The following is an 18,185-nucleotide window of genomic DNA, read 5'->3' as shown; positions in this document are numbered from 1 at the left end:
TTTATTGGAATTATACTGAAAAAGGATTCTCTTTGCTAAAAAGACATTTCATCAATGCATTTATTCTTACAATACTCTTTTTATTTCCAGATATCCTCTTCATGCTTATCCATAAAAACTTTTTCGTATTTGTTCCCTCCATTTTCAAAGAGCTTGCAGCTTTATATCTCCTCTCATTTTTGATTTTGACAGTACAAAAGTACTGGATACGTTTAATCTTCGCTCTTTTTATCGCAACACTCTCTTTTGTACAACTCTTTCACTTTAGCTATTTTCACTCATACCTCATGCCCTACGAAATTGGCTTGGCAGATCAGATCCCAGAAATCATCGATACGCTTGCTGATGTTATCCGCTATACCTATGTACCTCTTTTGCTCTATCTCATCCAAATAATCGCTTTAAGCCTCTTTTTACGAAGAGCGCAAGCTGTGCGTATAAAGTATATGCCTCTTTTTATCCTATTCTTACTCCTCATTGGACCAATATCAGCAATTAAACGCAAAAGAGCATATATCTATCTGCCAAAAGCAACCTCTTTCTCTTTTAAAAACACATTCAACGCACTCTCATGGTATATAGCAAAAGAGGCATTCAAAAAGCAAAACAAACCGCACTTTAAACCATATAAAGTCACAAAACTCAAAAAACCTCTCCCGCAAAATATTATAGTTGTCATGGGGGAGAGTCTCAACGCAAAATATATGAGCCTTTTTGGATATCCAAAAGAATCAACCCCCTACCTTGACAAACTCAAATTTGCACCAAATTTTCACTACACTTGGGGTTATAGTGCTGGTGTAACAACAGATGTAAGTGTGCCTACCTTCTTTGCTCTCAAGCGTGAACCGCAAAACATAACGCCCCTTGTAAAACCAGATACCAACCTTTTACATTTAGCAAAAGAGCAAGGCTACAAAACACACTACATCACCACACAAAATCTCTTTGTCATAGGAGGTGTGCTTTCAGACTTTTCTGATGTAACTAAAGTTTTCCATGGATATGATGAGCTTCTTGCCAACTATCTCGACACAGTCGATTTTAATAGATCCAACTTCATCATCTTGCACCAGCGCAACTCCCACTCACCTTATGAAAAATATACTCCACCTCGCTTTTACCAATTTCCATTTAAAGACCTTCCCTATAAAGGGTATATGTTCCATAGTTACCTCAACTCTGTGCGTTATACAGACTATATCCTCCATACTGTTTTTCAAAAAGCAGATACGCTGCCTGGATGCAGTGTGGTCTTTTTTACCTCTGATCATGGAGAGATGATGGGAGATAAAGATGAGGGTGGAAGGTTTGGGCATGTCTATTTGGGATTTGCAGATGCAAAAGTACCACTGCTCATATACTATACAAAATCGTGCCCAATCCAAATTACAAAAGATTTTAACTTAAGTAGTGTCATTTCTCACTACCAATTTGGTAAAATCATAGCTAAAACTTTAGGTTTTGCAGTTCATAATCCCAATGAAGATGGCAGCTACTATATTAATGGTGTAGGAATAGCTGGTGAAAAGGGATTTTTACGCTACACAAAAAAAGGAAAACTTCAATGAAAATAGTTGTAACTGGCACAGCTGGATTTATAGGATTTCACTTAGCAAAGAGATTGCTTGAGCGCGGCGATGAGGTTATTGGAATAGATAATATCAATGACTACTACGATATTCGCGTTAAATATGGAAGGCTCAAAGAGCTAGGCTTTGAAAAGGAGGATTATACATTTGCAAAGCGCTACAAGAGCAAAAAATATCCCAATCACATATTTTACCGCATCGATCTTGAAGATAAATCTGCAATTGAAGCTATCTTCAAAGAGCATAAACCAACACATGTCTGCAATCTCGCAGCTCAAGCAGGCGTGCGCTACTCTTTGACCAATCCTGATGCCTATATCCAAAGCAATATAGTGGGTTTTCTCAATATTTTGGAAGCCTGCCGCCACAACGAGGTAGAACATCTTGCCTATGCTTCTAGCTCAAGCGTCTATGGGCTTAATGAGCGCATGCCCTTTAGCGTGGAAGATAATGTAGATCACCCAATTAGTCTCTATGCAGCAAGTAAAAAGAGCAATGAGCTTATGGCACACACCTACAGTCATCTGTATGGTATTCCTACAACGGGTCTGCGTTTCTTTACTGTCTATGGTCCCTGGGGAAGACCAGATATGGCGCTCTTTTTGTTTACGAAAGCAATTTTAGAAGATAGGCCTATAGATGTGTTTAATTATGGAAAGATGAAGAGGGATTTTACATATATCGATGATATTGTAGAAGGTGTAGTACGTGTCATTGATAATCCAGCTCAACCGGACGCATGCTGGAGCGGACGCAGACCAAATCCTGCAAGCTCCAATGCCCCATATCGCGTTTATAATATCGGTAATGGATCTCCAGTAGAGCTTATGGACTTTATCAAAGCGATAGAAAAAGCGCTAGGCAAAGAAGCAAAGAAAAATATGCTGCCAATTCAACCTGGTGATGTACCAGCTACGTGGGCTGATACTACTGCTCTTGAGCGCGATCTTGGCTATAAGCCAGGTACTCCAATCGAATACGGCGTAGAGCAATTTGTTAAATGGTATAGGGAGTTTTATGGCGTATAAGATCGTAGCTGTTTTACTCATTGTAATTGCAAGTATCCTATGGCTTGATTACGATGTAGCACTCTTTTTTCATAATCACTCCTATCCCTTTTTCTCTCTCATTACACATCTTGGCAACGCCGTTCCCTATCTCCTTGCAGGTTTAGGGGCGTATCTTTTTTTTAGAAAAAGTGATCCTGCCAAAGCAAAAAAAGGACTCTTTTTATTTACAAGTGTCATTGTTGCTGGTCTCATTACAACTGCACTTAAAATTCTCATCAGCCGTCCTCGTCCAAAGCTCTTTTTTAGTGAGCATCTTACTACTCCACAGTTTTTCGAGCTCAAAGGAAAATTTTGGTCTATGCCCTCAGGCCATACCACTACCGCATTTGCTGCTATGGTAAGTTTAGGACTCATTTTTCCAAAATATCGCTATATCTTTTGGTTTCTTGCTCTTTTAGTTGCAGCAAGTCGCGTTGTCCTAGCACAACACTACATAAGTGATGTACTCATTGGAGCTTTGATAGGGACTTTAAGTGCAGTGCTTTTATATAAAAGGATGGGGCTTGCAAAATAGAGCACTCCTTCTTGCTATCGTTTTTTTAAGTTTTTACGCTACACTTGGCTTCTATCCGCTTTTTAATCTTGATGAAGGAGCTTTTAGCGAAGCTACAAGAGAGATGCTCACTTCGCACAATTTTATTACTACCTACCTCAATGGAAATTTACGTTTTGATAAGCCAATCCTCATCTACTGGCTGCAAGCTGCTAGTGCATCTGTTTTTGGACTCAATGAATTTGCAATGCGCCTTCCTAGCGCTTTAGCTGCAACTTTGTGGGTCTATCTGCTCTACCGGTTTACGAAAAGATTTTTTGATGAAAAAACCGCCTTTTGGGCAAGCTTTTTTATGGCTGGATCTTTGCAAATCTCTATCATTGCTAAAGCAGCCATAGCTGATGCACTACTTAATATGTTTATTGCTGCAAGTATGTTTGCATTCTACATCTACTATCAATCTCGCCAAAAAGGCTATTTGTACCTCACATTTGCAGCAATCGGCTTTGGAGTACTCACTAAAGGGCCGGTGGCTATCCTCATTCCATTGGCTGTGAGTCTGCTTTTTTTACGAAAAGATCTGCGTTTTTGGGCTAAAAGTGTCTTTAATCCAGTAGGGATTATGATATTTCTTGCAATCGCAGCCCCCTGGTACATAGCAGAGTATCTCGATCAGGGGCAAAACTTTATTGAAGGCTTTTTGCTCAAGCATAACCTCAACCGCTTTGCAGCACAAGCAATGGAGGGGCATAGAGGAGGCTTTTTTTTCTATATTCCCGTTATACTCATTGGGCTTTTGCCTTTTACCTCCATCTTTCTCAAATCTCTTCGCTTTATTAAAAACTGGTTTGATGCGCCTCTAAAGCAGTATCTTGCTATCTGGTTTTTGTTTGTATTTGCTTTTTTCTCATTTTCCCATACAAAGCTACCCCACTATATCATTTACGGCTACACACCTCTTTTTATTTTTATGGCTCTCTACTTTGATAAAGTGCGCTCAAATTTTTTATTGCTGCTACCTTATTCTCTTTTTCATGCGCTCTTTTTGCTTCTGCCTTTTATCAAAAATGTGGTTTTACAATCGATACGCCAAGGAAGCTACGAATACTATATAGTCCAAGGCTTAGAATTTAATCTCCTCTACATCATCTATTTTCTCTTTGCTACACTTTTAAGTTTTTTTCTCTTACGCAGCACCAAAGAAAAAGCAGCGATCGTTATGGGATTTGTTACACTCATTTCACTCAATTTCTTCATAGCAAAAGTCTATGCAAACGCTGCAGAAGAGCCTATCAAAGAGGCTGCACAGTATGCAAAGAAGCACAATCTCACAAGCATCAAAATGGTAGGCATAAACACTCCATCTTTTAGTTTCTATCTTGGGCACATCACTCCTCGCACCAAGCCAAAGCCAAATAATATTGTCTTTACAAAACGCAGCAACCTTAAACATTTTAAGAATTTTGCTATACTTTTTCAAAAAAATGGTGTAGCACTTATACAACTAAAGGATGAACAATGATAAAAGAGTATATGACACAAGATCACAGAGAGTGTGATAATCTCTATGCACCACTAGAAGAGGCACTCAGCCAAGGTGATTTTGAAAAAGCGTTAGAGCTTTTTATGCCTTTTAAAAGAGCAATGCTCAAGCATTTTGCAATGGAAGAGGATGTCCTTTTTCCGGCAATGGAGGAGTTTGTCGGTAGTGGTGAAGGGCCAATTTATGTGATGAAGATGGAACATGATCAGATTAGATCCATCATCAATCAACTTGGCGAAGCGATTGAAGCAAAAAATCGCGATAAAGCATTGGGTCTAGGTGAGACGTTTATGATAATGACACAGCAGCACAACATGAAAGAGGAGCAGATCCTCTATACAATGGCTGAGCAACTTCCATTTAACAAAGAAGAGATCATGCAAAAGATGCAAGAGGTGGATGTATGAGAGAGATCGTGGTTGATACGCGCGATTTTGAACCTCCCGCTCCTATGCAAATGATACTCAGTGAACTGCAAAGTATGTTTGAAGGTGAGAGCTTTATTCACCAAATTCATCGCATTGAGCCAGTAAATCTCTTTAATCGCCTCAAACCGATGGGCATAGAGTATCTCGTAAAAAAGCAAGATAGCATCTACCATATCTACTACTTCTATCCAAGCGATAGAGAAAAAGTACTGGAGCAGATCGATGTTTAAAGGGCTCTCGCTCGATCAAGCTCCACCTTTTGAAGCGCCCCTGCTCTTTTTCACAGAAGCTTTAATCTTTGGTTTAGCTACAGGGGTTAGTATCCTTTTTGGAAATAGTTCCTTTGGAACTTTGCATCTCTTTACTCTTGGGTTTTTAGGCTATATCATGATAGGAGCCTTGCAACAAATGCTACCAGTAGTAGTGGGAGTGAGTTTCAAAAGACCTATACTCTTTTCACTTCTACTCTTTTTCCCACTTACAGCCGGTTTGATTCTTTTTTTTCTCACACTAGAAAAGGGGTATAATCTCTTTTTTTTAGCTTCACTCTTTCTCTTTCTTGCAATAGCCTTTTTTACACTCACAACGCTTTATAAACTTTTCAAAGCGCCACATACAACTGATACAGTCATAGCTATGCGTCTAGCTCTTTTTTCTTTTTTCATAGCAGCAGCTTTAGGAGCACATATTCTTGCCTCTTTTGGTTTGCAAAAAGCTCCCAACTCCTCTTTTCTTCTGACTCATGCACTCTTTGCTGGCTTTGGATGGGTAGGACTGTTAATCATGGGAGTGAGCTATCAAGTTATTCCCATGTTTTATGTAACACAAGAGATCCCAGAGCTTTATAAAAAGTGGCTCGCCCCTGTAGGATTTTCACTCATAGTTTTGAGTGCCATAACGCTTTTTATAAATAAAAAGCTCTCTCTTATGCTGTTTGTAACGCTCCTTTTTATTTATATTTTCTATGCAGTTTTACTCTTGCAGCAGATAAAGAGGCGCAAGCGTGCTATAAAAGAGCCAAGCATAGCCTTTTGGCAGTTGGGACTTATAACACTCTTTTTCTTGCCACTGCTTTTTTTTATAGATAGTGAAAAGTTTGCTCTGCTGTTTCTCTTTGGTTTCGCAACCTCTATCATCTTTGGCATGCTCTATAAAATCATCCCCTTTCTTAGTTGGTTTCATATTAGCTCATGGGGATTTTTCGATATGCCAACAATGAAAGAGATGATTAATGAAAAACTGGCATTCATCCATCTTGGAGTACATATAGCAACACTCCTTGCTCTTTTTATCAATCTTAAAATATTTGGAGCGCTTTTTGCTCTCTCTATTGTTTTGCTTGGAGTAAATCTTTTGAAGCCAGTAAGAATCTATTTTACTTATAAAAAGAAGCCTTCACCTTTTGCACAATTTAAAAAATCATAAGTAGGACGCAAGCTTTTGCAAGCCCTCTTGAAGATTAATTCCCTCATAGTAGTCACCCACAATTTGAAGATTTTTTGCCGGAGGCCTTGCAAAGCGCTTCTTATCCCACAGTGCCACACTCCAAGGACCAAAAGGAGCTGAGACTATCCAGTTAGTAGCACCAAAAAGACCAATTGTCGGAGTCTTTTGTACAGCAGCTATATGCATAGGTGCTGAATCCGTCGAGACAACCAAATATGCTTCACGTAAAATTTTTTTGAGATCTTGAATAGTAGTTTTACCAGCAACTACCTCTTTTTTTCCAACAATATTTTTTGCAATCTCTTCTACATACTCCCGCTCACTCTCATCACCAGTCAGAATAAAAGGGAGCCCAAAGCGATCTGTGAGAATTTGACTAAACTCCCTCCATTTATGCACTGGTAATCTTTTTGATACCCATTTTGAGCTCGATCCAGTATTGAGCACAATGTAGGTTGGCTCCTTTTTTGTAAAAGAGTAATCAAGAGGCTCCACTAGATTACTCTTTTTTGCAATATCATAAAAAATATGTGTAACGTTTTGTTCAAAACTTACTCCACTATTATCGATTGATTTAAAAAAGAAGCGAATAAAACGGCTTCTATCGTTATTTTGCAAATCGATAAAGAGCTCAAGTTGTCTCTTTTTAAGAGTATAGATAAATCGTGCTACTTCAAAAGGACTTTTATTTTGTAAAATGACAAAATCATCAAACTCATTTTTTAAAAGTGCGTGGCCTAGAGGCGAAGTGAGAATCAATGGCTTTTTTCTAAAAGCACGCAATACAGGAATTGCAGCTGCAATATCGCCTAAAGCACTATAGCGAAAAACACCTATACTCATAGCCGCTCCAAAATTTTATGTGCAACGAGATCATACCCTTTTTGATTGAGATGGATCTCATCAAGATACAGTGAGCTATCCTTCGCAAAATCTTCATAAATTTTCACCACATCTGCATGAGGATACTGGGCAGCAACCTTTGCCATAAGCTGGTTATAGTGTTTGATATCTGGATTGCGAAAGGTCTCAGTAAGATGGGGAGGAGTTTCAATAAAAAGTACTCTCTTGCTCTTTGCTGCAATGAAAGAGAGATTTTGCATATACTCTTGAGGCGGTACTACAAACTTTTGTCCTAGTTTTTCATTGAGCCCAAATGATCGAGCCAATTTTTTATACTTTTTTACAACTTTTCTAGCAAGTTTACGCAAGAAATTATCTGGATAGTAGAGCACATAGGGAGCATACTTAAATGTACGCCAGCTATCAACAAGCCCGTATGCAACAACCACTAAAGATGGATTGTAAGAGCTAAATTCATTAAAAAGAATTACCCCTTCTCTTGTAGTACTCATAGTAATACCGCAATTTTTCGCTTTTGTTTGCAAATTTTCAGCTACTATATCGATATAGTTTTTTCCCTTAAAGCTGTTTGCACCTACAATGTTACAATCTCCTAGCGCTAAGATCATTGCATATACCTCTCTTCCCAAAGCCTAAACATATACATAAGCCAAATGGCATTGGTGCGCTTGCCACTGCGTAAAAACTCTTTGATAATTGTATCTTTTTTGACGATGCTATCGATTGCACTTGGTGTATGTAAAAGATCTAATACCTGCTCTTTGAGCTCGTTTCTGAGCCAATACTTTATAGGTACAGAAAATCCCTGTTTTGGAAGTTTTGCTAGATGAGGAAGCTCTTCATACAAAAGATCTCGCAATATTTGCTTATGGTGTCGATAAGCAAGTGGCAAAGAGAAAGCAAACTCTATTAAGTCATGATCCAAATAGGGCTCGCGCGCTTCTAGGGAGTTTGCCATTGTAGTGCGATCAACTTTGACAAGCACATCATCGGCTAAAAAATAGTGAAAATCAAATAAAAACATACATTCTAATAATTCGTCGCACTCCAAAACATCAAGCAAAAACTCCTCTTGTAGCTCATCAGGATAGATGCGATAACGCAGTGCTAATTTATACTCCCAAAAGCTCTTTGTAGCCATATATTTTCTCTTTTTTCGCAAGAATGGACGCAAAAAACGTAGCATCTTATAAAAAAAGAAGCGCTTTTGGTTTTTGAAATTGAGAGGATACCCCCCAAAAAGCTCATCTGCCCCATCAGCTGAGAGCGCTACTTTGACATGCTCTCTTGCTAATTTTGCTACAAGATAGGTTGGAAGCGCTGAGCTATCTCCAAAGGGCTCATCAAAAATTTCTGCAATTTTTGGCAAAAGCTGCAAAAGATCATCCACATCAAAATAGAGCTCATAATGCTTGGTTCCTAAAATTTTTGCTGTTTGTGCAGCAATTTTGGCTTCATTGAAGCGCTCATCCTTAAAACCAATTGTAAAAGTCTTGATATTTCTCTTTTTTACAAGATAGCTTGCTAGCAGGGAGCTATCGATCCCGCCACTTAAAAAAAGACCCACCTCAACATCACTTACCAATCTATATGCAAAACTTTTTTGCAGCAACGCTCTTGTTTGCTCTTTTGCTTCTTCGTAAGAGATTGCTAATTTTTTTTGTGGAAGTTTCCAATACTCTTTTGTAACAACACTTTTGCCATCAAAGAGGAGATAGTGACCGGGGAGAAGCTTAAATGTGTTTTGAAAAATAGCGTGTTTGCCCGGTACAAATCCGAGTTGAAAATAGAGTGAAGAGGCACGTATATCGAGGTTTTTATTAAATTTAGGATGGAGAATGAGAGCTTTGAGTTCGCTCGCAAAAATAAATGTTTTTCCATCAAAATAGTAATAGAGTGGCTTCACTCCTGCTCTATCACGAATGAGAGTGAGTTTTTGCGTACTTTTATCCCACAGCGCTATAGCAAACATCCCATGAAATTTATGCACTGCCTCCAATCCCCATTTGTGCAAGGCTTTGAGGATAATTTCTGTATCACTAGTAGTTGAAAAACTATATTCGCTAAGCTCATTTTTAATCTCATTGTAGTTGTAAACTTCACCATTGTAGCTTATTACAAGATTATCAAACTTCATCGGCTGCTTTGCATGGGAGCTCAAATCGATAATAGAGAGCCTCCTATGTCCCAAAGAAAAAGCTTCACTTTCAAAAAATCCATAATCATCTGGGCCTCCGGGAGCTAAAACCTCACTCATTCGCTCTAAAGTTTCTCTATTTTTACCATTAAATCCAAAGATCCTACACACCTGCAACTCTCTTATAGATTTTGCGATACTCTCTTGCCACATTTGCAAGAGTAAAGCGCTTTTGGTACTGCTTTTTTAAAACACCAAACTGCTCTTTGTAAAAATCGTAATTGGCAGAAACCTCTTGAATTTTCTCCTTAGGATCATCAAATAAAAAGATATCTGGAAGCATCTCTATACTTCCGGCTACTTTTGTAGAGATTACCACATCACTATAAAAAAAGCCCTCTATTAAAACTCTGCTAAAGCCTTCTCTTTTTGAATTGATTATTTGCAAATGAGCACGCGCTTGCAAAAGATGTGTATCTTCTCTTTGTCCTAGAAGCAGCACTTTTTTTTCTAAATTAAATTTCTCAATGAAATCTTGCAGCTCTCCTCTTTGCTCTCCTTCACCTACAATCCAGACGCGAAAGTCAAATGGAAGATCCTTCACAGCCTCTATAAGCTCGGCAAAACCTTTTCTTGGCTGCAATATACCAATAGCTACCATTGTAAAAATATCTTCTTTTGCAACATCGCCAAGAGGTTTTGGCTCTATACCATTGTAGACAAGAGCTTTAGAAGGATTAGCGATGCTTGCAACTACCTCCTTGCTCACTCCTATAGCAAAGGGGACTTTGTTAAAAATAGTGGCTTTGAGTGAAGAGTTGCGCTTTGTAGCAATAAAAGCAAAGCGCATAAATTTCCATAGCACATAGAGTATCTGCGTAGCTTTTGCTGAATGTGTATGTACTACATCTGGCTGCAACTGTCTAATAATGTTAGCAATCTCAAAATAGAGCAGTGGATTGTATCTGGAAGGATTGGAGCGCAGTTCTATCACTTTTACATCTTTACTGAAGCGATCTTTATACTCACACCCTTTTACAACAACTGCAATAACCTCATCACTTTTAGCAAGCTCATTGCACAGCTCCACAAAGCTTCGTTCAGCCCCAACAAATTTGGGACTTGCCATAAACTGCATTATCTTCACAAAAGCTCCTCATAGACCGCTAAAGTCTTTTCTACCATCTGTTGGAGTGAAAAGTTTTTTGCTACATATTCTCGTAAATCACTCCTTTTTTTGACGTGCAAGATCTTTTGTGCAAGCTCTCTTGCGTCACCTGGGCTAAAAAGCTCTCCAAAACCCTCTTTGCAAATATCTAAAGCTCCTCCATGAGCAGTTGCTACAACAGGAGTATTCATAGCCATCGCTTCAGCTATGCTTCTGCCAAAACTCTCTGGCTTTTTGGAGCTACTTACCACCACATCACTCAGCGCATAAATCTCACTCACCTTTGCAATAGATCCAGTAAAAATAATATTTTCTTCTACACCGAGTCTCTTTACAAGGTCTTGGAGCTTTTTAAAATACTCCTCTTTATCTTTGCGCACTCCCCCAACAATAAGCCCTCTTACATTTGGTTTTTGCTCTTTGAGTAATGCAATGGCTTCGATAAATGTCTCATAATCTTTGAGCTGCGTTATACGCCCCACAGAGGTGATGATAAATTTATTTTGAAGATCATATTGTTCTTTGAAAGTAGCTATAAAACTCTTATCTATTTTTTGCAAATCAAATTTTTCAAGATCCACACCTCTATGAATAACACGAATTTTTGCTTCATCTATAGCATAATTCTGGCAGATATACTTTTTTACTGGATTACTCACGCAAATTACCCTCTCCCCTTTTGTCATAATAGCGCTATAGGGATTGACGCTATTAAATCCATGTACTGTAGTTACAAATGGGATATCTCCTCTTGCAAAGTAACTCAACCATGCAGGAACGCGGCTTCTTGCATGAATAATATCTGGCTGGATTTGCCCAAAAATCTTTTTAAGCCCAGCGGTGCGCAAAGGCGCTGTGAGCGGATTTTTACTACAAACATCAAACCTCATATGCACACCACCATCTTTTATGATCTGCTCTTCAAGTTTTCCTCCTGCACTTATCACAAAACTCTCCACGCCCTTTTGTACAAACTCCCTATTCATCTCAACAACGCCGCGCTCTACTCCTCCCTCATGCAGTTCTGGTAACAGCTGGACAACTCTCATATATACTGCCTCAAATCGATTTTTTTGTTAGCTTTATCGATGGTACCATCAAAGATATGCAAGTATCCATCGTTCGCTAATTCTTGTACCATAACTTCATATTTGTTTTTTCCTTTTGCTTCCAATGGTACAACTTCTATTGCAGCTTTGCCGCTACTAACTGCTTCGCTAATCATAGAGGTTGAATCAATGGTGATAAAAAAATAGTCACAACATGCCAAAAAATCTCCAATCGGATTGCGGGGATCTTTGGAGTAGATGATTTTAAAATCAAAAGGCTGCTTGGCAAGATACTCCTCTATCTCTTTGGGCGTTCTTGGAGAGGTACTCAAAACCTTTTTATAGCCTTGAAAATGTTTGAATATATATGCAACAACCTCTTGAATATCTTTTAATTGCATTGTAAATACAGAGTTGCTTCCCCCTACAACCAAAGCCACACATTTTCCCTCACACTTATAGACTCCTTGGGGCTGACTCACAGCAAAATTGATTGGTAGCAATCCCCCATCATGTTTTTGTGCATAGATTTTTGTAAAATTTTTGCGAAAGCCTTTTGGCTGCATGAGTGCAATGCTTGGAATATTGCACGCTTTTGCTATAAGCTTTGTAGCATAATAAGTACTACTTCCAGCACTCACAACCGCATCATACTCGCATGTAAAATCAAATGGCTCAAAGAGCGCCTTTGTGTAAATACCTAACCAATCAAAAAGATACCCAAGAATCTTATGTAAAGTGCTTTTAAAACGTACATACACTATAGTATAGGAGGCATTACGTAGTTTTGCATAGGCAATTGCTTGATTCTCATGCCCCTTTTTGCCATCACTGACTATAAGTACCTTATCCAAGTTTCCACCTATTATGCATCCAAAACCATTGGGTTGGATACTCTCTTACTACCTCTTCGATAATATCATTGAGCTTTTGTGTAAACTCTTTTATATCACATCCTTCACAAGAAAACTCTTTTTGGATAATTTTAAAGCCGTCTTTTTCTCTAGCCAAAAATATAGGCACAACCTCCACATCAAACCGCTTTGCTAGCATCGCTATCGTTGGTACTGTTTTACATCTCCTACCAAAAAAAGTAGTATCTATTCCATCATTTCCTGCTTTTTGATCAATGAGGAGTCCAATATTTTCTCCCTTTTTCAAAGATGCTATGAGTTTACGCATTGCACCCTCTTTATACACAAGCTTATTGCCATATAGCTGCCGAAAAGGAGTAGTAATATTTCTTTCAATAAGCTTATTATTTCCCTCTCTCCCAACCACTGCCATGGGATAGCCCTGCTGCGCCATGTAGTGTGCCAACGCCTCCCAATTACCAAAATGTGCAGTAACAAATATTTTTGGTTTGGAGCTTTTTAGCTTAAATTCGCCTTTGATTTTGGTAAAGTCAAACCGTCCCGTGAAAATAAGAAGCATTTCTGTCAGGCTTTTTGCAATCTCGCAATAGCTTTGTAGTGCTAGAGAGGGCGAAAAGCCTGCATGTTGGAGGTTCTCTTTTGTCAGCTCTCTTCTTTTTGAATCAATATAGTAATAAAGAGTAGCTAGTCCCTCAAAGAGGGCATAAAGCAAACTTTGTGGCAAAATGCGTGAAAATGCCAAAAGTGTCTTTGCAACACCATATTCAAACCATTCACGCATGGAGCAAAAGACCTTCTATTTTTTGCATTACTTCATCAACACTGATACTATCAATTGGTAATTTTTTAATAAAATCCTTTTTTTCATTCAAGCACCCTACCTGCCAGTCATCACCTGTTGAAAAGAGTGTCAGTGTAGGAACTCCTAATGCAGCTGCCATATGCACAGGGCCGGTATCATTGCTTACAACAAGATCACAAAGCTGTAAAGCCGCTGCAAGTTCTACAAGATCAATATCATAAACTTTTATGATTCGTTTATCATTAAATAGATGTAAAAATCGCTTCTCTTTTGGTCCAAAAAAAACTAACACATTGTAACGAGGCAATAGTTGCTGAGCAAGCTCAAAAAACTTTTTTTCACTCCAACGCCTATTTTCTTTTGTTGCACCGATATTGAACCCAATTGTTTTTTTATGCGGATCTAAAAAGGTAGCATAGCGACTCTTTTGTGTCACACAGAGCTTAGGTTTTCGGATTTTTTGTATACCTGCAATCTTTGCAAAAAATTCACTACGATGACATTTGGTATTATAAGGCACACTATGCGTATAACACTTTCTCATCCACTCTCTCTTAACCGCTCCAAAACGCTCCCCTCCTGTTATACAGGAAATAATTGCACTCTCTCCAAAACTTTGAAAATCGTAAACTCTATCAAACTTTTTCCATAGTTTAAATATTTGCAATATGCTTTGCAACGATCTTACAACATTTTTTTGGCGGAAAGCTTCTCTATCGATCCCAATTACCTCATCTATAATACCGCATGAGATCTCTTTTATTTTTATATTTGCCTCATCACAAAGGAGTGTTATAGCAGCATCATAGCGTTCTTTTAATGCCTTCAAAGTAGGAAGCAGCATTACAATATCACCAAGCCCAGAAAAGCGTATCGCTAAAATTTTCATCAAAAACTCTCATCAATAAGTGCACACAAAATATGGCCAATGAGAATATGCATTTCTTGAATGCGAGGAGTATCGTGCACTGGCACTACAATACTTGTATCACAGAGATCCTTTATGCGTCCTCCATCTTTGCCAAGAAGCCCTATTACTTTACACTCCTGTGCTCTTGCAACCTCTACTGCACGCAATACATTTTCACTCTCTCCGCTTGTAGAGATAGCAATGAGCACATCCCCTCTCTTTCCAAGAGCCTCCACTTGACGTGCAAATACTTGGGCATACCCATAATCATTACCAATTGCAGTAAGTGCTGAAGTATCAGTGGTTAGCGCAATTGCAGGAAGGCCTCTGCGCTCTTTTTTAAATCTTCCCACAAGTTCAGCCGCAATATGCTGCGCATCAGCTGCACTGCCACCATTACCACAAAGCATTATCTTTTTTTGATTTTTCAATGCTTCAGTGCAAATCACACTTGCAGTATAGATATGAAAACGAAGCTCTTCCCATACTCTTTCAAAAGCCTTTTGGTGTGCTAAAAGCTCTTTTTCTATTATCTCAATCATTATTTTGGATCCTCTCTATAATTTTTGTCGTACTTTTTCCATCAACAAACTCTATCAAAATTGTCTCTTTGGCTATATCACTGCCAACCACCTCTTTATCTTTATAATCAGCCCCTTTTACCAAAATATCTGGCTCAATTTTTTTAATAAGCTCGTATGGCGTATCCTCTTCAAAAATAACTACATAATCGACCGCTTCTAAAGAGGCTAGAATATATGCTCTATCGTATTGTGGATTGATAGGGCGGCTTTTGCCCTTGAGACGCTTAACGCTGCTATCAGAATTGAGCCCTACAATCAAAATATCTCCAAGCTCTTTTGCTTTTTGCAAATATTTAACATGGCCTAAATGTAAAATATCAAAACACCCATTGGTAAAAACAACTTTTGCACCGCTCTTCTTTGCCCTCTTTGCAATTGCTGCTATCTCATCAAAGCTTTTAATTGCATCTTCTGCACCTCTATGCCCTAAAGCCTTCTCATAAGCCTCTATCTCATCAAGCGTTGCAGTAGCTGCTCCAACTTTTCCAACAACAACTCCCGCAGCCAAATTTGCAAAATGTGCAGCCTCATGGAGACTCAACCCACTTGCACATGCAAAGCCAAATGCCCCAAGTACAGTATCCCCTGCACCTGTTACATCATACACCTCTTTAGCAAAGGTTGGGATCTTTGACATCTTCTCATCAAATATTGCCATTCCCTCTTCTGAAAGCGTTATGACTACATTTTTAAGATCAAAGTTTTTTTTGAGAAAAAAGCCAGCTTGCTGCAATGACGTATCATCTTTTATAGTAATACCGCTTGCCTCACTCGCCTCTTTTTTATTGGGAGTTATGAGATCAGCACCCTTGTATTTGCTATAATCTTTTCCTTTTGGATCTATAAAAATCGGTACGTTGCTCATTGCAATAATTTGCTGCGTAAGAGTAGGTGTAAGTACCCCTTTACCATAATCACTAAGGAGAATAAGATCAAAACTATTTTGAGAGATAATTTCAATTATTTGCTCTTCACTCTTTTTGGTAATTGGTTTAGCCTCTTCCTTATCTATGCGTACAATCTGCTGGTGCGAAGCTATGACCCTACTCTTTTTTGTAGTAGGGCGATCTTCTTGTATTAATAGCGTCTCTACACCTTTTTTATCTAATCTCTGCTTAATCCACTCCCCCGCACTATCTTTACCAATTACGCTTGCTACACTCACCTTCGCTCCAAAGGAGAGAAGATTATTCACAACATTTCCAGCACCCCCTAAGAGATCCTGCTCTTTTTGTACCTGTACCACCTGCACAGGAGCTTCAGGGCTTATGCGCTCACAACTTCCAAAGAGATAGTGATCAACCATCAAATCACCCACAACCAATATCTTTGGATGTTGCGTGCGCAGATGGCTAATCACACTATCTCCTCATCGTAAATCTTTTTAATATAGGGGATATCTGCTTTTATTCCCTCTTCAAGAGAGTAATTTGGCTCATATCCTAAATATTCACACGTTGGTGCAATATCTGCTTCAGTGAAAAATTGATACTGCTTTACATAAGGATTTGGTATATACTCATACTCCCTTTGAATGCCAAGCTCTTTACACAAGATATCAACTATATCTTTAAAACTTCTTGCTTTGCCTGTTCCAACATTATATACCCCACTTTTTTTAGCAAAGCAGGCTTTGATATTAGCCTGTATCACATCTTCAACAAATATAAAATCTCTTTTTATCTTATCGCTCCCTTCAAAGAGTCTTGGCTTTTCTCCTCGCAAGAGCTGCAACCCAAACTGCAGCACCATAGAAGCAGTTTTTTCTTTAAAGTACTCCCTTGGTCCATAGACATTAAAGTAGCGTAGTCCCACAATTGGCAGATCTGTTTTTTTCATCTCTTCATAGGCAAGATAATCCATAGCAAGTTTACTAAAACCATAGATATTTGCTGGAGCCTCAACGCCAACTTTATGGGGAGCAGGTAGTTTTCCATACACAGCACCGCTACTTGCATAGATCATTGCTGCTTTATGGCGCTTTGCCATTTGTAAAAGATCGCGAAAAGCGTTGAGATTGGTATCAATCATTATCTTTTGATCTTGAACAGTCGTATCACTAATAGCAGCTTGATGAAAAATATAATCAAATTTAAAATCATTGAGTCTCGCTAAATCCTCTTTATTGGTAATATCGCCACTTATAATCTCACCTTGAAAACCTATGAGATTTTTAAAGTGGCCAAAACTGGTGCGGTTACCGTTACTAAAACGGCTCTCATCGCGAAATTTATCAAATACAATCACTTTAGCTTCTGGGAATTTTTCTTGAAAGTAAAAAGCGAGATTACTCCCAATAAAACCGGCTCCCCCTGTAATTAAAATAGTCTTTCTGTTAAAATCTATCATACAATCTCCTCAATAACATCTATTAGCCTTTTATCGCATAGCAAGATAGCTTTTCCCACACCAGCATTGCGTGCAGCTTCAATATCGCTTTGTTTATCACCCAGCATATATGAATTTTGTAAATCAATATTATATTTTTTTGCAGCTTCCAATATCATAGCAGGTTTTGGCTTGCGGCAGCTGCAGTTTTCTTCTGGAGCATGGGGACAAAAGAAGATATCGGTAATTTCAATACCCCTTTTGCGCAGCTCCTCTACCATATAGTTACTAAGCTCTTGAAAATCTTGTGGCGTGTAGTAGCCTCTGCCTATGCCAGATTGATTTGTAATAATAATGAGTAAAAATCCTCTCTCTTGCGCTTTTTTAAGCGCTTCAAAAACTCCATCAATAAAATGAAAATTTTCTATTTTCCCTACATACCCCGTATCTTCGTTAATTACACCATCACGATCTAAAAAAAGAGCTCTTTGCAAATAAAGCCTTTAATTTTTACTAAAGAAAATTTCAAATATAATTTTGTGTATTTTAGCAAAAAAGGAGTAAGAATGAAGAAATTGGCAATAGTAGGACTCGCAGCAGCAACTGCAATGACTCTCATGGCTTCTGATGGTGCAACACTTTACAAAAAGTGTGCAGGATGCCATGGCGCTCATGGTGAGAAAAAAGCTCTTGGTAAATCTGAAGTTATCAAAGGTTGGCCAAAAGAAAAAACTGTTGAAGCTCTCAAAGGCTACAAAGCTGGTACAAGAAATGTACACGGAATGGGCGCTTTGATGAAAGGTCAGGTTGCTACTCTTAGCGACGCTGATATTGAAGCTATCGCTGATTTCATCTCTAAGCAGTAATCACAGGGGCATACGCCCCTCCAGACAATG

At 38.6% G+C, this 18,185-nt stretch carries 20 protein-coding genes; 8 read left to right on the top strand and 12 right to left on the bottom strand.

What is annotated here, in order from left to right:
* Positions 1-32: 32 nt before the first annotated feature.
* Genes NITER_RS00895 through NITER_RS00865 form a run of 7 tightly spaced genes read left to right on the top strand, consistent with a single transcriptional unit; the run spans position 33 to position 6,551 of the window.
* The gene (locus tag NITER_RS00895) at positions 33-1,571 is read left to right on the top strand and encodes a phosphoethanolamine transferase (protein ID WP_084276509.1); all 1,539 of its coding nucleotides are present in this window, start codon (positions 33-35) and stop codon (positions 1,569-1,571) included.
* Positions 1,568-2,620 (top strand): NAD-dependent epimerase, encoded by a 1,053-nt coding sequence (locus NITER_RS00890; protein WP_084276510.1) that lies wholly within the window; start codon positions 1,568-1,570, stop codon positions 2,618-2,620. Before NITER_RS00895 ends, NITER_RS00890 begins: the two co-directional genes overlap by 4 nt.
* A complete protein-coding gene (locus tag NITER_RS00885) occupies positions 2,610-3,176 on the top strand; it encodes a phosphatase PAP2 family protein (RefSeq protein ID WP_084276511.1) in 567 nt (188 codons plus the stop codon). The genes NITER_RS00890 and NITER_RS00885 overlap by 11 nt, the downstream gene beginning before the upstream one ends.
* Positions 3,166-4,677 carry an ArnT family glycosyltransferase gene (locus NITER_RS00880; RefSeq protein WP_084276512.1) on the top strand — a complete coding sequence of 504 codons (1,512 nt, stop codon included), beginning with the start codon at positions 3,166-3,168 and terminating at the stop codon, positions 4,675-4,677. Before NITER_RS00885 ends, NITER_RS00880 begins: the two co-directional genes overlap by 11 nt.
* Positions 4,674-5,105 carry a hemerythrin domain-containing protein gene (locus tag NITER_RS00875; protein ID WP_084276513.1) on the top strand — a complete coding sequence of 144 codons (432 nt, stop codon included), beginning with the start codon at positions 4,674-4,676 and terminating at the stop codon, positions 5,103-5,105. Before NITER_RS00880 ends, NITER_RS00875 begins: the two co-directional genes overlap by 4 nt.
* The gene (locus NITER_RS00870) at positions 5,102-5,356 is read left to right on the top strand and encodes a sulfurtransferase TusA family protein (protein WP_084276514.1); all 255 of its coding nucleotides are present in this window, start codon (positions 5,102-5,104) and stop codon (positions 5,354-5,356) included. The genes NITER_RS00875 and NITER_RS00870 overlap by 4 nt, the downstream gene beginning before the upstream one ends.
* The gene (locus NITER_RS00865) at positions 5,349-6,551 is read left to right on the top strand and encodes a hypothetical protein (protein WP_084276515.1); all 1,203 of its coding nucleotides are present in this window, start codon (positions 5,349-5,351) and stop codon (positions 6,549-6,551) included. The genes NITER_RS00870 and NITER_RS00865 overlap by 8 nt, the downstream gene beginning before the upstream one ends.
* Here NITER_RS00865 and NITER_RS00860 read toward each other — a convergent pair.
* Genes NITER_RS00860 through gmhB form a run of 12 tightly spaced genes read right to left on the bottom strand, consistent with a single transcriptional unit; the run spans position 6,546 to position 17,783 of the window.
* Positions 6,546-7,415, bottom strand: coding sequence for a glycosyltransferase family 9 protein (locus NITER_RS00860; RefSeq protein WP_084276516.1), 870 nt, complete (start codon positions 7,413-7,415; stop codon positions 6,546-6,548). The genes NITER_RS00865 and NITER_RS00860 overlap by 6 nt on opposite strands.
* Positions 7,412-8,044: an SGNH/GDSL hydrolase family protein gene (locus NITER_RS00855; protein ID WP_084276517.1), complete on the bottom strand. Its 633-nt coding sequence runs from the start codon at positions 8,042-8,044 to the stop codon at positions 7,412-7,414. Before NITER_RS00855 ends, NITER_RS00860 begins: the two co-directional genes overlap by 4 nt.
* Positions 8,041-9,744 (bottom strand): asparagine synthase (glutamine-hydrolyzing), encoded by a 1,704-nt coding sequence (asnB, locus tag NITER_RS00850; protein ID WP_159445340.1) that lies wholly within the window; start codon positions 9,742-9,744, stop codon positions 8,041-8,043. Before asnB ends, NITER_RS00855 begins: the two co-directional genes overlap by 4 nt.
* Positions 9,737-10,711 (bottom strand): glycosyltransferase, encoded by a 975-nt coding sequence (locus NITER_RS00845; RefSeq protein WP_231988972.1) that lies wholly within the window; start codon positions 10,709-10,711, stop codon positions 9,737-9,739. The genes asnB and NITER_RS00845 overlap by 8 nt, the downstream gene beginning before the upstream one ends.
* Before the next feature lie 5 nt (positions 10,712-10,716).
* Positions 10,717-11,790, bottom strand: coding sequence for a glycosyltransferase family 4 protein (locus NITER_RS00840; protein ID WP_084276520.1), 1,074 nt, complete (start codon positions 11,788-11,790; stop codon positions 10,717-10,719).
* On the bottom strand, positions 11,787-12,644 hold the full coding sequence (locus tag NITER_RS00835; RefSeq protein ID WP_159445341.1) for an ELM1/GtrOC1 family putative glycosyltransferase: 858 nt from the start codon (positions 12,642-12,644) through the stop codon (positions 11,787-11,789). Before NITER_RS00835 ends, NITER_RS00840 begins: the two co-directional genes overlap by 4 nt.
* A complete protein-coding gene (locus NITER_RS00830) occupies positions 12,637-13,446 on the bottom strand; it encodes a lysophospholipid acyltransferase family protein (protein ID WP_084276522.1) in 810 nt (269 codons plus the stop codon). Before NITER_RS00830 ends, NITER_RS00835 begins: the two co-directional genes overlap by 8 nt.
* Positions 13,439-14,356 carry a glycosyltransferase family 9 protein gene (locus NITER_RS00825; RefSeq protein WP_084276523.1) on the bottom strand — a complete coding sequence of 306 codons (918 nt, stop codon included), beginning with the start codon at positions 14,354-14,356 and terminating at the stop codon, positions 13,439-13,441. The genes NITER_RS00830 and NITER_RS00825 overlap by 8 nt, the downstream gene beginning before the upstream one ends.
* On the bottom strand, positions 14,356-14,919 hold the full coding sequence (gene gmhA / locus NITER_RS00820; RefSeq protein ID WP_084276524.1) for a D-sedoheptulose 7-phosphate isomerase: 564 nt from the start codon (positions 14,917-14,919) through the stop codon (positions 14,356-14,358). Before gmhA ends, NITER_RS00825 begins: the two co-directional genes overlap by 1 nt.
* Positions 14,912-16,318, bottom strand: coding sequence for a D-glycero-beta-D-manno-heptose-7-phosphate kinase (rfaE1, locus tag NITER_RS00815; RefSeq protein WP_143779679.1), 1,407 nt, complete (start codon positions 16,316-16,318; stop codon positions 14,912-14,914). Before rfaE1 ends, gmhA begins: the two co-directional genes overlap by 8 nt.
* On the bottom strand, positions 16,318-17,310 hold the full coding sequence (gene rfaD, locus NITER_RS00810; protein ID WP_084276525.1) for an ADP-glyceromanno-heptose 6-epimerase: 993 nt from the start codon (positions 17,308-17,310) through the stop codon (positions 16,318-16,320). Before rfaD ends, rfaE1 begins: the two co-directional genes overlap by 1 nt.
* Entirely contained in the window at positions 17,307-17,783 is a 477-nt protein-coding gene (gene gmhB / locus NITER_RS00805) for a D-glycero-beta-D-manno-heptose 1,7-bisphosphate 7-phosphatase (RefSeq protein WP_084276526.1), read from the bottom strand. Before gmhB ends, rfaD begins: the two co-directional genes overlap by 4 nt.
* Before the next feature lie 72 nt (positions 17,784-17,855).
* Here gmhB and NITER_RS00800 point away from each other — a divergent pair, with 72 nt between their 5' ends.
* Entirely contained in the window at positions 17,856-18,155 is a 300-nt protein-coding gene (locus NITER_RS00800; RefSeq protein WP_084276620.1) for a c-type cytochrome, read from the top strand.
* Positions 18,156-18,185: the final 30 nt, after the last annotated feature.

The organism is Nitratiruptor tergarcus DSM 16512, assembly GCF_027946175.1.
GTDB classification, from domain to species: Bacteria; Campylobacterota; Campylobacteria; order Campylobacterales; family Nitratiruptoraceae; genus Nitratiruptor; species Nitratiruptor tergarcus.
This window is presented reverse-complemented; position numbering and strand designations above follow the sequence as displayed.

Excerpts from the sequence above, each read along its gene's own strand:
- NITER_RS00825 (WP_084276523.1), bottom strand. The coding sequence starts at position 14,356 with ATGAAAATTTTAGCGATACGCTTTTCTGGGCTTGGTGATATTGTAATG.
- NITER_RS00865 (WP_084276515.1), top strand. The coding sequence starts at position 5,349 with ATGTTTAAAGGGCTCTCGCTCGATCAAGCTCCACCTTTTGAAGCGCCC.
- NITER_RS00840 (WP_084276520.1), bottom strand. The coding sequence starts at position 11,790 with ATGAGAGTTGTCCAGCTGTTACCAGAACTGCATGAGGGAGGAGTAGAG.
- NITER_RS00830 (WP_084276522.1), bottom strand. The coding sequence starts at position 13,446 with ATGCGTGAATGGTTTGAATATGGTGTTGCAAAGACACTTTTGGCATTT.
- NITER_RS00860 (WP_084276516.1), bottom strand. The coding sequence starts at position 7,415 with ATGAGTATAGGTGTTTTTCGCTATAGTGCTTTAGGCGATATTGCAGCT.
- NITER_RS00800 (WP_084276620.1), top strand. The coding sequence starts at position 17,856 with ATGAAGAAATTGGCAATAGTAGGACTCGCAGCAGCAACTGCAATGACT.
- gmhA (WP_084276524.1), bottom strand. The coding sequence starts at position 14,919 with ATGATTGAGATAATAGAAAAAGAGCTTTTAGCACACCAAAAGGCTTTT.
- rfaD (WP_084276525.1), bottom strand. The coding sequence starts at position 17,310 with ATGATAGATTTTAACAGAAAGACTATTTTAATTACAGGGGGAGCCGGT.
- NITER_RS00870 (WP_084276514.1), top strand. The coding sequence starts at position 5,102 with ATGAGAGAGATCGTGGTTGATACGCGCGATTTTGAACCTCCCGCTCCT.
- NITER_RS00875 (WP_084276513.1), top strand. The coding sequence starts at position 4,674 with ATGATAAAAGAGTATATGACACAAGATCACAGAGAGTGTGATAATCTC.
- NITER_RS00845 (WP_231988972.1), bottom strand. The coding sequence starts at position 10,711 with ATGCAGTTTATGGCAAGTCCCAAATTTGTTGGGGCTGAACGAAGCTTT.
- NITER_RS00855 (WP_084276517.1), bottom strand. The coding sequence starts at position 8,044 with ATGATCTTAGCGCTAGGAGATTGTAACATTGTAGGTGCAAACAGCTTT.
- NITER_RS00885 (WP_084276511.1), top strand. The coding sequence starts at position 2,610 with ATGGCGTATAAGATCGTAGCTGTTTTACTCATTGTAATTGCAAGTATC.
- NITER_RS00890 (WP_084276510.1), top strand. The coding sequence starts at position 1,568 with ATGAAAATAGTTGTAACTGGCACAGCTGGATTTATAGGATTTCACTTA.